At 50.9% G+C, this 13295-nt stretch carries 8 protein-coding genes and 3 pseudogenes; 5 read left to right on the plus strand and 6 right to left on the minus strand.

Going from position 1 to position 13295, the window contains the following annotated elements:
- Window positions 1-225: 225 nt before the first annotated feature.
- The 3 genes and pseudogenes from ACSAMW_RS07160 to ACSAMW_RS07170 all read right to left on the minus strand — a co-directional run bounded on the left by ACSAMW_RS07160 (window position 226) and on the right by ACSAMW_RS07170 (window position 4059).
- Complete coding sequence (locus ACSAMW_RS07160; RefSeq protein ID WP_500593322.1) at window positions 226-2388, minus strand: hypothetical protein; 2163 nt, start codon at window positions 2386-2388, stop codon at window positions 226-228.
- Window positions 2389-2719: 331 nt separating this feature from the next.
- A pseudogene (locus tag ACSAMW_RS07165) lies at window positions 2720-3688 on the minus strand (IS5 family transposase).
- A 146-nt stretch (window positions 3689-3834) separates the two neighbouring features.
- Window positions 3835-4059 (minus strand): transposase, encoded by a 225-nt coding sequence (locus ACSAMW_RS07170; protein ID WP_500593323.1) that lies wholly within the window; start codon window positions 4057-4059, stop codon window positions 3835-3837.
- 191 nt (window positions 4060-4250) lie between these two features.
- On the opposite strand from ACSAMW_RS07170, the gene ACSAMW_RS07175 reads away from it, so the two are divergent.
- The 5 genes and pseudogenes from ACSAMW_RS07175 (at window position 4251) to ACSAMW_RS07195 (ending at window position 9620) form a co-directional block, all read left to right on the plus strand.
- On the plus strand, window positions 4251-4526 hold the full coding sequence (locus tag ACSAMW_RS07175) for a type II toxin-antitoxin system RelE/ParE family toxin (protein WP_500593324.1): 276 nt from the start codon (window positions 4251-4253) through the stop codon (window positions 4524-4526).
- A 389-nt stretch (window positions 4527-4915) separates the two neighbouring features.
- A complete protein-coding gene (locus ACSAMW_RS07180; protein ID WP_500593325.1) occupies window positions 4916-7018 on the plus strand; it encodes a putative bifunctional diguanylate cyclase/phosphodiesterase in 2103 nt (700 codons plus the stop codon).
- A gap of 75 nt (window positions 7019-7093) precedes the next feature.
- On the plus strand, window positions 7094-7264 hold the full coding sequence (locus ACSAMW_RS07185) for a hypothetical protein (protein WP_500593326.1): 171 nt from the start codon (window positions 7094-7096) through the stop codon (window positions 7262-7264).
- A 151-nt stretch (window positions 7265-7415) separates the two neighbouring features.
- Window positions 7416-7809 (plus strand): annotated as a pseudogene (locus ACSAMW_RS07190) (helix-turn-helix domain-containing protein); the annotation flags it as partial.
- Between the two features lie 197 nt (window positions 7810-8006).
- Entirely contained in the window at window positions 8007-9620 is a 1614-nt protein-coding gene (locus tag ACSAMW_RS07195) for a methyl-accepting chemotaxis protein (protein WP_500593327.1), read from the plus strand.
- 155 nt (window positions 9621-9775) lie between these two features.
- On the opposite strand, the gene ACSAMW_RS07200 is transcribed toward ACSAMW_RS07195, so the two are convergent.
- The 3 genes and pseudogenes from ACSAMW_RS07200 to ACSAMW_RS07210 all read right to left on the minus strand — a co-directional run bounded on the left by ACSAMW_RS07200 (window position 9776) and on the right by ACSAMW_RS07210 (window position 13175).
- Window positions 9776-10015: a hypothetical protein gene (locus tag ACSAMW_RS07200; RefSeq protein ID WP_500593993.1), complete on the minus strand. Its 240-nt coding sequence runs from the start codon at window positions 10013-10015 to the stop codon at window positions 9776-9778.
- A gap of 1849 nt (window positions 10016-11864) precedes the next feature.
- Window positions 11865-12119, minus strand: a pseudogene (locus ACSAMW_RS07205) (transposase zinc-binding domain-containing protein); the annotation flags it as partial.
- Window positions 12120-12149: 30 nt separating this feature from the next.
- Entirely contained in the window at window positions 12150-13175 is a 1026-nt protein-coding gene (locus ACSAMW_RS07210; RefSeq protein WP_500593328.1) for a hypothetical protein, read from the minus strand.
- Window positions 13176-13295: the final 120 nt, after the last annotated feature.

Raw genomic sequence — 13295 nt, forward strand, 5'->3', positions numbered from 1 at the left:
TGGCTGAGCCTGTTCTGGGAATGTTAGCGGTCGAGATGGACGACCTGGATCCGGGTAGGTGGTCAGAAGGGCTTAGGAGGTTCCGAAAGCAGTCCAGGCACATGGGCAGGCATACGGCTCTAAAGCGGACATAGACCGATTTGCAGCCGCAGGCTGCCAGGTTCATCTGCAGCGACATTGGCGTATAAATGCCAAGCGCCGCCAGCAGGCACTTGGCATCCTCCTTCAATCGCTGGCTTTTCCCTTCCCTTTTGAACGAGTTATGATGTTCGCCAGGTCGGTCGTAGCAAGCTGATAATCGAGAAATTCTTCTGCTCGCCTTTTGTTTCGTTGCTCATCCAAACCTGTCTGGTCCTGTAAATTCAATGATTCATATAGCGACCCGAGCATATCTGTTTTTAATGCCGCGACTGTTTTTTCCGTGCATAGAATTTCTCCGTCTTCGTCCGGCTCATGGAAATCGGCCAGTGACAGTTCCCCATCAGCAAGCTTGTCACCTATTACGTTCTTGATGAGCGCAGCAGCCTTGAGTTTGATGACGTCCTCGGTGATGTAGATAGTTTCCGCGTCACGGAGGATTTCACTCATCACGTTGGTAATTTTGTTAAAGGCACCAGCATTGCAAATGGCAAGATCACGCGGGTCGCCATCATCCTCTAAGTGATCGTGAGTGCCTTTCAAATTGTATCCGCGCTGTATCTCATAAAGTGCCTGCACGAACTTTTCGCGGGCTGTCTCATCGGTCACCTGCTCATGGCGGTTTTCCGGATCGCGTGTGACATGCCAGCACGCCGTTAAGTAATCCTTGGTAGAAATGCCGGAGTGCGGGTCTTTGACGTCCATGGTGAGAGCTGCACCACTCAATCCCCGCTTGGCCGCATTCACTGGAGCTGTGAAGTACTGCCGGTGGGGATGCTCTTTGCCGAGAGCTTGCACATACTGCACTAGGCCTCCCAAGGGGGCGTCCAGCCTTGCCTGTAAACCGTCAGGAACTGGCACAGAAGGTAGCGCCATGATGTAGTCACTCAACCGTTCGAACTCTTCGGGGAACTTTGCACCGGCCGCTTTGGCGATAATCCGCTGGGCGCTTTTTGATGAAGAAAGATGCACTGACTGCTGATGAGTAGTTTGCTGACCATCAATCCGCCCGTTGCCTTCACCTGCTGGGCGAATATCGATATAGATATCGCGGTTTTCGCGGATATGCTGTGGCAAGTCGCGATAGCGGGCAGCAGTGCCACGCAGCTCAAGCGACCTTAAATTCGGCATATGGTCAAGGAAACCCGCAGGAAATCCGCGGAAACGTCCCGCACCGATCAGATCAAGGGTTACCAGTGACGGAAGGCGCATATCGCCCGGAAATTTTTCAAAACTTGTTGCGCCACGCAACGACAGGCCAATCAGATTGGGCGCTTTGAACTGGCGACCGAATTCCGTAAAGTGTTCTTGGTAGTGCAGATTCAATTGCTGGAGGCTCGGAGCAGAGAAGTTATTACCGATACGTCGCAGGCCGCCGACAACCTTTCGCGAGCCGTCTCCTGCCACCAAGTTATCGAGCGACAAATCAAGTCGGCTCAGTTTTTCCGCAACAATGTAATCGCCTAGCTCAGTGAAATGTCGAGGTGTTCCTAGCCACTTCAGATTATTGCAGGTCAAATTATTTCCCAGGCCGCGCGCACCCGCGAATAATTCTTTGGTGAAAGACTCGCCATGTATCCACTCGGACTCCCGTAATATCTCGTCTTTGTCCAGGTGGCCTGCGCGGGTCATATCGGCAGGCTTACGCTGATGAAAATCTTGGAAGAAATCTACATATTCGAACGGCTGGTCAGGGCTGGCGACTAAGTCTTTTTTGATTAGACCTTGCTGGTCGAAAGCTTCTCTTATCATGTTTTGCTGCTGTAGCCACTGTTGTCGCAAATTTGCGATGTTCAGCGGCACATTTGATGAGGACGTCATAACGCGTCGAGGCTGCTCGAAGCGACCCAGAAACCGGGGAAAATGCGTGCGCGGATTCTTCAACTCACACCGTAATGCCTGTCCATTTAGAGAAACATGAAGTAGGACTAATACATCCTCAGGGTGCCCATGGGTAGGCGATTTGGAAGGCGTTTCGAACGTAATCAATTGGGAAGGGTTGTTCGCAGTACCCGCTGGTCGGACGGTCAGATTTGTACGTTGCTCAGCATTCAGCACGTGAGCAATTTGCGCAGCCGCGTTGGGAGTCGCAACTAACGGGTCAAATGTCACATCAACGTTACGGTTGGCAATAGTAAAGGTAAGCCGGCGCGGCATATCTGACGCTTCTTCCTGGTCAAACTCAGAAACATTACTACCGTGGGTACTGATCGATGGAGCATTTAAGTGGGTGGGGATGGGGCGAAGCATATTGATTATAACCCTGCTTTATGAAATGGAGCACTAGAGAGCATGTTCAATGCATCCTGCATGACGCCTAATAAGTGGTCGGGCTCCAGCTAAGGTCCAGAGCATGGCTGATTGGTCGCCAGGACCTATGTTCCTTAGGGCGCGCAGGTACAGATGCATATGCGCACTTTGCTTAATTCTGCCGATTGGCGACCTAAGGATGGTCTGAATTAGCGGCGTTTTGCTGAGGAAAGATCGGGCATTCCATCGCATTCCCCTGAAAACCGCCCGAAAATGTCAAAACGCCTCGATTTCAAGGCATCTAGCGGGCTTTTCAGCCCGGTTTGCCCTGTTACGGGCGTACCTCACCCAAACCCATCAGCCGCTTTCGCACCATCCACAGGTTCGACAGCGCGAACAGCGTGGTCAGTTGAGCCGTGTTTTTCATCAGCCCACGAGACTGCGTTTTCACATAGCCAAACTAGCGTTTGATCACTCGAAACGGATGTTCGACCTTGGCCCGGGTTTGCGCCTTAGCCCGCTCGATACGCCGCTTGCCTTTGTGAATCAGACTACGTTTGCTCAGCTTTGAATAGGTGCTGCGCCGCGCTGCTACCTGCCAGATCACCGGCCGATCAGCATGCTCATCGCGCTTTTCGACCCCGGTATAGCCGGCATCGGCGTACACCGCGTTCTTTTCACCGTGCAGCAGCTCGGCCACCTGGGTGACGTCAGGCACATTGGCAGGGGTGCCGTGCACGTGATGCACCAGGCCCGACTCGACATCGGCGCCGATGTGCGCCTTCATCCCGAAGTAGTACTGATTGCCCTTCTTGGTCTGGTGCATCTGGGGATCGCGCTTGCCGTCCTTGTTCTTCGTCGAGCTGGGGGCGTGGATGATCGTGACATCCACAATGGTGCCCTGGCGTAACGATAGGCCTTTGTCCTGCAGATAGCCGTTGATGACTTGGAGGATGCCAGCCGCCAACTGGTGCTTCTCCAGCAGGCGACGGAAGTTGAGGATCGTGGTTTCATCGGAAATGCGCTTCAGCGCCAAACCGGCAAACTGAGGCAGGATCGTGGTCTCGCACAGCGCTTCCTCCATTGCCGGATCACTGTACCCAAACCAGTTCTGCAACAGATGGACCCGCAGCATTGCCTGCAAGGGATAAGCCGGCCGTCCACCTTCGCCCCTGGGATAATGGGGCTCGATCAGCTTGAGCAAGCTCTTCCCAGGCACCACCTGATCCATCTCGATCAGAAACAACTCCTTACGCGTCTGCTTGCGTTTGCCAGCGTACTCAGCGTCGGCGAAGGCCACCTGCCGATCCAACTGAGTTCTTTGCAGCAGACGTGCTGATGCGTTACATGAGTGCCACGCGTAATAGCCACTACGCGCAATGCGCAGCACGCGACACATGGCCTTGATCGAGAACTCCAGGGTATGAGCCTGCATGAAGGCGTACTTTACTTGAGGTTCCTGGCAAAGTACGCGGCGGCCTTTTTTACGATGGCCAGCTCCTCCGCCTGCTCAGCCAACTGCCGCTTGAGCCGTGCATTCTCGTCGGCAGGCGATTGCTCGCGCTCGTTACTGTCCTTGGCTTGATGCTTCCTGTTTTTCCAGCCGTAGAGCTGCGACGCATGAAGGCCGAGCTGCTCGGCAGCCTGTTTGACGCCGACCCGGCCAGCCAAGGCCAGCGCTTACATCTTTGTAGGTTTGGGAATGACGAGTACGGGTGTGTTTCATCGTTTTTGCCTGGCTTGCCATGGTTCACCTCGTTGCAGTGTATCGCTTAACGGGGTGTCCACTGGAAGTGGGCAAGATCAGTGCAAGATTGGGCCGAAAGCCTGGACACCGAAGCACTGCTGCCGGTACCGCGCTGATGGAGCTGCAGTGGACCAGTAAGGCGGTGTCGGATCTGGCGATGCTGTATGAGTTTCTGGCCCTAGTGAACCGCCCTGCTGCAGCGCACACCGTGCAGCAGCTAACGGCGGTCCCGCTTACATTGCTCACGCACCCACGTATTGGCGAGCGGCTGGACGAGTTCGCGCCGCGTGACGTGCGTCGCCTGCTGGTAGGAGGGTATGAAATTCTGTATGAGATCTCAGGTGCCACTATCTACTTGCTACAACTATGGTATAGCCTAAAACACCGCTGAGGGGGCGTTACGTTCGATCTGTCGTCGATATTTACCGTTACAGTAATAGCTATAGAGTATCTTTCACCTGGAAGGCTGTTTCAAAGTTGTAGTGATGGTGACCAATAAGCGCAAAACACGAAATTATTCGAATCATTATGCAAATCAACTAGCTACTTAAGATCATAAGGATTTTTGGTTAGAACTATAGATGTATAATTTCTGATTTATTCTAGCTGGAGATATCGATAGCAAGCTAATTATAATAAATTATCGAAAATCTGAAATTTGCGTATCAATTTTTAAAAAAAAGTGTGAGATTACCTCATGTGCGTCACGTTTTGTGTCATAACCGATGCCGCACTGGCATTTTGATTTCATGCGCCTTTGGAATCAGTCCGGGCAAGAATATGTTAATTTCGGTTATTATACTGTGCGGTAAAAGTGAAAAAGCTAGATTTATCAAAGAAATGGACAATTCTGAAAAAAATTGGACAATAATTTTCTTTACTCGTCCTGCGCAGGTTGTTAGCTATTTAAAAAAATTCCAAGCCGATCTGATTATCATCAGCATGGCTCGAGGACGATTCAAAAAAATAGAAAATTTCTCTATTTTTTATGACGCTGTTTCCCTTGTACCTATTCTTATGAATGGCAAGGAGCAGCAAAGAGAGTATGCCGACGCCTTCATCGCCACCGGAGCGCAGGGTTTTTTCTGTTCTAGTTCGAACAACCGGGCAGTTAATGCCCAAATAGTTAATGACTTAATCACTCGTTTTCGTTTGCATAGTAAAATTTATAGGAAAAGCGCCCGAGCGGAGGTTATGCTTAACGCCATCAGTGACGGAGTCATTGGTGCGGATTTGGAAGGTAATGTTGATTACATCAACCCTGCGGCAGAGGTTTTAACTGGTTGGCCAAAAAATCTTGCTAAAGGGAAACCAATCACACAGGTAATGCCTATTAAAGTCGATGATTCCTTAGGATATGAACCCCATCCAGTACAACTGTCGTTGCAAACCCATTCTCCGGCCGGGCTAAGTGCAGGAGCAATTTTAGTTACGCGTGATGGGCATCAAAGGGATATTGAAGATTCTGTGGCTCCCATCTTCGATTATCGAGGCAACATAGCAGGTGCGGTGGTCGTATTTCACGACGTTTCAATAGAACGTGCTATGAAGGTAAAAATGACCTATTTAGCAGAGCACGACTATCTTACCCAGCTTCCCAACCGATTACTATTTCAAGATCGTCTGTTGCAAGCAATACGCGTTGCGAAGCGATACCATCAACGGTTGGCAGTTTTATTTCTTGATTTAGACAATTTTAAACACATCAACGATTCTCTAGGGCACGCAGTAGGGGACCAACTGTTAGTCGCTGTATCTTTGGCCATTAGTAGGAGTATTCGTGCTTCGGATACAGTAAGTCGCCAAGGTGGCGATGAGTTTATGGTGCTATTATCTTCGCTGCAAAAAGAGGATGATGTTGGAATAATTGCCCAAAAAATTCTCGAAGCAGTCTCGCAGGAGCATCAGTTAAACGAATATATGCTTTACATCTCGGCGAGTATCGGGATAAGCTTTTTCCCTTCAGATGCTAGCGATGCTGAAAGCCTTATAAAACATGCGGATACGGCACTTTATGAAGCCAAACTGAAGGGGCGCAATTGCTACCAATTCTTCTTGCCTAGAATGAATGAAAAAGTCGTAGAACGTCAAGTTATTGAGGCCGATCTACGCGGAGCACTAGAGCGTAAAGAATTCATCCTGCATTACCAGCCCAAGGTGGATTTACGTACTGGAAAAGTGACTGGTGTCGAAGCATTGCTGCGCTGGTTTCATTCAGGTAAAGGGATAATTCCGCCTTCGCGATTCATTGGAATTGCTGAAGACAGTAAATTAATTATCCCACTTGGCGAATGGGTCTTACGCAGTGCCTGCCAGCAGATCCATCGATGGAGCGAGCAAGGCATTAATAATATTTGTGTGGCTGTTAATGTATCTGTTATCGAACTATCACAACCAGATTACATAGAAAAAGTTTTGGCAATTATAAAAGAGACTGGTATTTCACCAAGCTCCCTACAGCTTGAGCTAACTGAAAGTGTATTGATGTCCGACCTTACGTATAACCGTGAAATTCTCTCAAATCTTAAGAGGGTAGGATTAACTTTGGTGCTCGACGACTTCGGCACTGGATATTCCAGCCTCTCTTATTTGGCACAGTTGCCATTCGAAATTCTGAAGATCGATCAATCATTTATTCGGGACCTTCACGCGCGTGAAGATAGCTTGACAGTAGTTACTGCAATATTGGCAATGGGTAAAAGCTTACACCACACTGTGGTCGCCGAAGGGATCGAAAAATATTTAGAATTAGAATTTTTACAAAGAATCGGTTGTCAAGAGGGGCAAGGGTATTTATTTAGTCAGCCTTTGAGCGAGAGTCAAATTACCAAATTACTTCTTCAAGGTAGCTTGAATTTTTCAATAGTATCTTCGCCTAAATGACGCGTTGCCAGGGTTTTCAAGGCAGGTGGGCCGCATAAACTGAGTACAACACCTGTGTCTCCGTAAGGTGCCGCGATGCCTTATACCGAACTCAGCATCGAAGAACTTGTGGCCATCCAGTATCAACGCCTTATTCAGCGCGAAATTGCTCGCCTGATCGAATGTAGTCCCTCGACCATCAGCCATAAGCTGAGGCGGAATAAATCTCTTCTTCGAGGCTATGCGGCTTGTGTAGTGGTCAATTGATCCCGGACACTGCGTTAAGTTTTCCTCGGCGACCGCAGGTGCTAACCCGTCATTGAACTGATGTGGTCTCGCCAGTTGTACTACTGCATTAGGTACCGGCCGATGGGCGGTCTCAATGACCAAGTGCAATACCCAAAAGGTAAGGTGCCGCATTACCACTCATTACACCTATCTGACCGTCAAGAGCGTGTCAATCTTATAATCATGCGCCTTGCAGGGCTCCTTGCTGCGTGCAATAGCCGCCGTGCCAAGACCCCATCCAAGTATGCTAGCGAGAAGTGCGTCGCCAGCCTGATCCAGGCTATTACGATGCTACCGTTGCCGGGCCAAGAGCTTGCACCTTGAAGCATGTACCGTGGCGCAGGAAAATCCTCGAGCCCGATTCTGAGTTTGTTTCAGGTGCTACACAGCCTTTTGGCCAAAGGCTGGTCTCCACAACAGATTGCTGCCAAACTCAAATATTAGTGGCCTGATAATCCCAGGGGCATGTGACTCACGAAACCATTTGCCTGACGATTTATGCGTACCCGCGCGGCGAACTCAAATGACAGCAGCGCCCTTTGGCGTGTCTTCTGCCGCTGTCTTGGCGCTTGCCCTTAAAGCAGCAAATACAGCTTTGTAGGACTAAGCAGAACGCAAGAACGGGGCCCAGCCTGCTTTCATGACTGATCGGGCTCGGTATTCAAGTACCAAGGCGACAGGTCGATAATGCAGTATTGATCCCATTGAATCTGTGACCCCAATGAAAGTAGCCCACCGCCTCTTTATCATCGCCGCGTGCGCCTGCGCCGGTCTGATCGCCATTGCGTTATTTGCGCTCAATACCCTGCATAACACCATGCTGGAAGATCGCCGCCGCGAGATCCATACCGTTTTGAACCTGGCCAGCAAACAGGTTGAATACTTTCAGGGGCTTGAAAAAGCTGGCACGCTGACAACCGCTGCGGCCCAGGCACGTGCTGTGGAGGCGCTGAGCGCCTTGCGCGATGGCAGGAACGCTTATATCTGGGCCAGGACGGAAGGGGCCTTGAGCTTGGTCCATCCCAACCCGGACCTCATTGGCAAGATTGACGTAGGCGCCACGCTGCCCAGCGGCAAGACCGCCTGGCAGAACTACCTGGATCACCTGCGCAGTGACCGTTTCGCCTTTTTTGACGACAAGGTGGCACGGCCAGGCCAGACCCAGCCTGTAGACAAGATCAATGGCGTAACCCAGGTCCCGGGTTGGAACTGGGTAATGGGCTTTGGGGTATATGCCGATGACATCAGTGAAGCGTACTGGCAGCTGGTGTACAAGTTCCTCTCTATCGGAGTACTGGTGCTGCTGGGCGTAGTCGCTATTGCCTGGCGCATGTCTCGCAGCATCTACAGCGCCTTAGGCGGCGAGCCGCAGCAGGTAGCCGAAGTCACAGGGTCGATTGCCAACGGCGACCTGCGCCAGGTGATGGGGGACAGTTACCCGGCTGGCAGCCTGATGGCCGCCGTGGCCCGCATGCAAACCGGCTTGCGCGGCATGATCGTGGACATCAAGCAGGTGGCAGAGGAACTTAAAGGCACGTCGTCTAGCCTGGGCGAGCAGATGCAGCATATCGACGATGCCTCTCAGCATACCTCAGAGGCCACGACGCTTACGGCAGCCGCCGTGGAACAGATGTCAGTCACCATCGACCAGATTTCCAGCAATGCCCGCATGACTCAGACCAACTCTGAACGCTCCACGTCGTTGGCTATCGAGGGCGAGCGTCTGGTCAGCGAAGTCACAGGGGCTATCGCTGAAGTGTCACAACAGATCACAGCTGCATCAGGCCAGATCAGCGGGCTGGTTGCGCGCGCCGACGAGATCGACAGCATCACCAGCGCCATTCGCAACATTGCCAGCCAGACCAACCTGCTGGCGCTCAACGCGGCCATTGAAGCGGCACGCGCTGGTGAACAGGGCCGTGGGTTTGCCGTCGTCGCCGATGAAGTACGCCACCTTGCCCAGCGCACCGCCCAGGCGACCGAGGAAATCACGGTCATGGTGGCCGACATCCAGAACGATACGGGCTTGGCCGTGAAAGAAATGCAGGCCATCGAACCCAAGATGAACGCTGCAGCGGGGCTGGCCAAGGAAGCGGCAGCCGCCTTGCGCGACATCAGCACCGAAGCGGCTGCCACCTTGGCTCAGGTTCGGGAGATGGCCTCGGCCACATCAGAGCAAAGCCAGGCCAGCAGCAGCGTGGCCCAGAACGTGGAACGCATTGCGGCCATGGTCAGTGCCTCGGCCGAATCAGTAACCATCGCCAACGTGGACGTGAATGCGGTGGTGTCTTCCAGCCGCACATTGAATGACTCCACTGCGCGCTTCAAGCTTTAGCATGAAGTGATCTGGATTTTGTGAATTTTTAAGTGAGTCATTTTAACTGGTTGCTGCCCTCACGGAGGGCAGCTATGGGTCCGATTGTTGCCGGTCACGACCTAGAAGGAGACTTAAAGCCGAAGCCTGGCAAAGTTTCCGAATCGGAACCTCCCCTACAGCTCCACGGCAAAGCCCTTAACACCCAGGCCTTCGGCAAAGCGTCCGACCGCTGTCAAACTCGCCCAGGTGCGCAATGCCTCGCGCCTGGAGCGCACGGGCAGCCAGCGGCTGCCGGCACCGCCTAAGCGAATAGCCAGGGTCCATTTCTCGTCGTGCCGACTGACGAGCACCTCACGCACGGCCCCGGCCTCTAGCATGGCTTGCAGGGCGTCCTCATGAATTCCAGAGCGCATCACGTTAGTCTTTCCATCTGCTTTAATCTGAATGCATTGATTCGTTTGAAGCGCGGCGCGTGCACTGCTGCAGAATCAACGCCAGTGTTTGCCAAGGGTATTTGGTAAGTGTGGTGGAGGGGCTTTGACAGGACGCCCTATGGGGAAACGGCTCGTCAGCTGAAACCAGCCGTTGCTTATGCTGGCATTCGCGGCAGACCACGTCATGCTCACTGATTTGCCAGCACAGCATCCATTGCTCATAGGCGCGCTCAGTCTCAATCTCGCTACCTTGATTCGTCATGACCCAGCCCCCGAATGATCCTACAAGAGCGGTTAACGGTAGACCACAACCGGGGGTACTGGCGGCCAAAGGTCAGCAAAAAGCCCGCCGGAGCGGGCTTTTGTGCGGGGGTCGATTTACCAATCTACCGATTATGTGAAGCCTTAGACCTGTTGTGTCTATATAACAGCCCCGGTACGCTGCTGCGCCTTCTTAGGGACATACTTGGCGGGTGAGCCGTCTGTTTCAAGGCAGAAACTACGCTAGCGTGCTTTATTTTCCGTTGTCTGAGCCGACCCCGATTACTGAGTAAGCCAATTAGATTGGCTTACTCTACGAAGGAACCAAAAAAATCAAAAAACCACTAAGTCGGTTGAATTAACCTCAAACTGGTACATATATGAGTGGAATAAATAACATTTCGGGTTCTTCTACTACCCCTATCCAACGAAGCCCAAGCCAGGAATCTGAGCCGGCGCGATTAGTCATAAGAACTACTGATGAAGCTAGAAATCATTGGAATATGATCACAACCCCGTCATAAGCGACAGATGCGATGGCACACCTTTCGGAGCAAGCAGAAGGGGGCCACATAGACGAGCAGAGCTATCGGGTATTAGCGAATACACTGCAGGATATCTATAACAGCCTTAAGACTAGCGAAGCTGCTCAGGCACAAAGAGCACACCTCCCAGTACGCCCCCCACCGTCTCTAGCGCTGAATACCCAGACCCTGGCTGCACTACAACAATCTGGCGTCACTGCCCAGGACCTGGACCGTATAGCAGCAGGCGCTAATAGCCCACCCAGTGCCTTAACACAGTTACTTCAACGATTTCAACAAGATCAAGAAAGACGTGAATAAAACTGTTAATTGGGCAGCAACAGTACAGCCGCCAGTAGCCCCTGCTCAAGCTCGAGCCTGTTTCGATCCAGTTATCGGAGGCGGTTGAGTAACCAAAATTGGCTTCAACGGCTGAGTGAGTTCTAATAATTATAACTCACTCAGACAAGCTACGCGTTATTTCAGCATATGACGTAGCTACTTGGGGCCGTACCACCCTGCCACGAGGTAAACCACATAACGTGCGTTATATTTTGGAGATGCGCAACGCTGGCAAGAACGTCTGAAAGCAAAAAACCTCAGGGCTTTCGCACCTGGGGCTTTTGCTGAATCTCTATATCGGCCTGTCCTTTCGCTTTCGCTTTCGCTTATCCCGCTCACTGGCTAGGAGAGGTTTTCACCTCCGAACTGGCTAGGCGCCTAGGGATCCTCCGATTAAGTCAGGTTTTTTTTGCCTGGAAAGCCTACGGGAGCCCTGTATATGCTGGGGATGGACTATATTCTCCTGATATAGGGGTCGTCTCAGAATTCGGAAAATAAAGCACGCTAGCGTAGTTCCTGCCTTGAAACAGCCGCCTCTTCCGCCAAGCATGTTTAGTTGAAGTACACCTCAACTAAACGTCAGAAGAGACACCAAAAAGCGTCAGATTAAGGCCGCTTTTGGCCATGTCTGACGCTCCTGACCCAGGTTCTTAGGCTTCAACCTGACAGGTTTGCTCTTAAAGTGCTTTATTTTCCGAATTCTGAGGCGACCCCTTTTTGCCGCACGAGGGACAGGCCCGGCAGTGACACGTGTGGCACAGGTATTTGACGTGCGGACATTGGTCACTCCCACAGCGGTAATGCTTCACGCCCAGGATCGAGGTGCCACAGGCCAGCATTTTGCTGACCGACTCCACTTCGATATCCCGCAGACCGCCGGTCTCCAGCAAACCTGCCCAACAGCCGTTGGCCGTGAACAGGTTTTTCAAAGGGCGAGGTTTTAAATATACTGACATATAGACGCTAGACAACAACTATTATATAACTTAAATATTCCAAAAAGGTGAGTTTGGATTTTGAAGATGAGAGATTAGTTCTTGATGCCATTGATCAGTAGGGATGGGATTATCGCTATCACTGCCACTATCGCTATCATTTATGTTTTTTTCATCTTCTACCTCATCCACATAGCTATCTAAAAAATATTGCTTTAAATTATCAGGAACTTTCGATAGCGCAGTTTTTATAGCTTTATGGAAAAGATTATCCTCGTTAGGTGGTGAAACTATAATATTGTGATCTTGGTCTTCGCTGGTAGATTCAATATTAGTGCTAGCAGTACGAAGATCAGTTAAAGCATGTAAAAACAACTCATGAAAAGCAGTATATGCGATCATGCCATGCATTTCAAAGTCATGTTCCCATTCGATTTCAGAAATGAGACCAACTGAAATCTTTGATTTGTTAGCGTTGGATAATGTATGTCCACGATCCATTCCTGTTTCTCGAACGTAAAAATCAAATTCAACTTTGTTAAAATTACAAGGAAACGAATTACCTATTGCTTTAATAGCTAACATGCACATTTGTTTTACTTCTTTGGGCGGATTTCCTAGGAAGCTTACCTCTGCTTCAACACCGTCATTGTGCAAGCCATAAAGTGCCTTACCACTTATAGAATGAAATTTTGAGATTGACGGGTTTTCTAAATTTTTAAATTTTTTTTGTAGTTTCATTTCATGTTCGGTATGACCAAATAATTGTTGGCCCCGCATGTTTATCTCTTGCTGTGAAAGCGGCCTTGCGCTAGCGGAGGCCGATGCGCTGGCTTGAGCGCCTTGAGCAGCTGTAAGGTAGGTCTGAGTTGATGATAGGCCCATATGTTGCCCAGGCCTGCTGGGCGGGAAATGCGATGCTGGCTGTTGCGCAGCACTCGAAACATGGCCCTGATCTTGGTGTGCTGAAGCTTGTGCGGCGCCCCCAGTTGTTCGAGTAGCGGCCTCTTCAGTGGGTGCCGGGTTATTCCACCACGCGTGGTTTACCATAGATGGTGGTAAATTGATGCCTGACATGTTCAAATTCCATCGATAATTTGATCAACTGAGTGGTGAAAAAGCAGACGTGGTTCCGAGTATTAGAATTTCGACGCCAAGTAAAAACCCTGCTTATGCTCGCCCCTGGCGACCGTACAT

Source organism: Pseudomonas sp. AB39(2026) (assembly GCF_059831485.1).

What these genes read in the sequence shown, in the direction of transcription:
- ACSAMW_RS07210 (WP_500593328.1), bottom strand. Translation starts at nt 13,175, where the DNA reads ATGTCAGGCATCAATTTACCACCATCTATGGTAAACCACGCGTGGTGG.
- ACSAMW_RS07160 (WP_500593322.1), bottom strand. Translation starts at nt 2,388, where the DNA reads ATGCTTCGCCCCATCCCCACCCACTTAAATGCTCCATCGATCAGTACC.
- ACSAMW_RS07200 (WP_500593993.1), bottom strand. Translation starts at nt 10,015, where the DNA reads ATGCGCTCTGGAATTCATGAGGACGCCCTGCAAGCCATGCTAGAGGCC.
- ACSAMW_RS07175 (WP_500593324.1), top strand. Translation starts at nt 4,251, where the DNA reads ATGGAGCTGCAGTGGACCAGTAAGGCGGTGTCGGATCTGGCGATGCTG.
- ACSAMW_RS07185 (WP_500593326.1), top strand. Translation starts at nt 7,094, where the DNA reads ATGCCTTATACCGAACTCAGCATCGAAGAACTTGTGGCCATCCAGTAT.
- ACSAMW_RS07180 (WP_500593325.1), top strand. Translation starts at nt 4,916, where the DNA reads ATGTTAATTTCGGTTATTATACTGTGCGGTAAAAGTGAAAAAGCTAGA.
- ACSAMW_RS07195 (WP_500593327.1), top strand. Translation starts at nt 8,007, where the DNA reads ATGAAAGTAGCCCACCGCCTCTTTATCATCGCCGCGTGCGCCTGCGCC.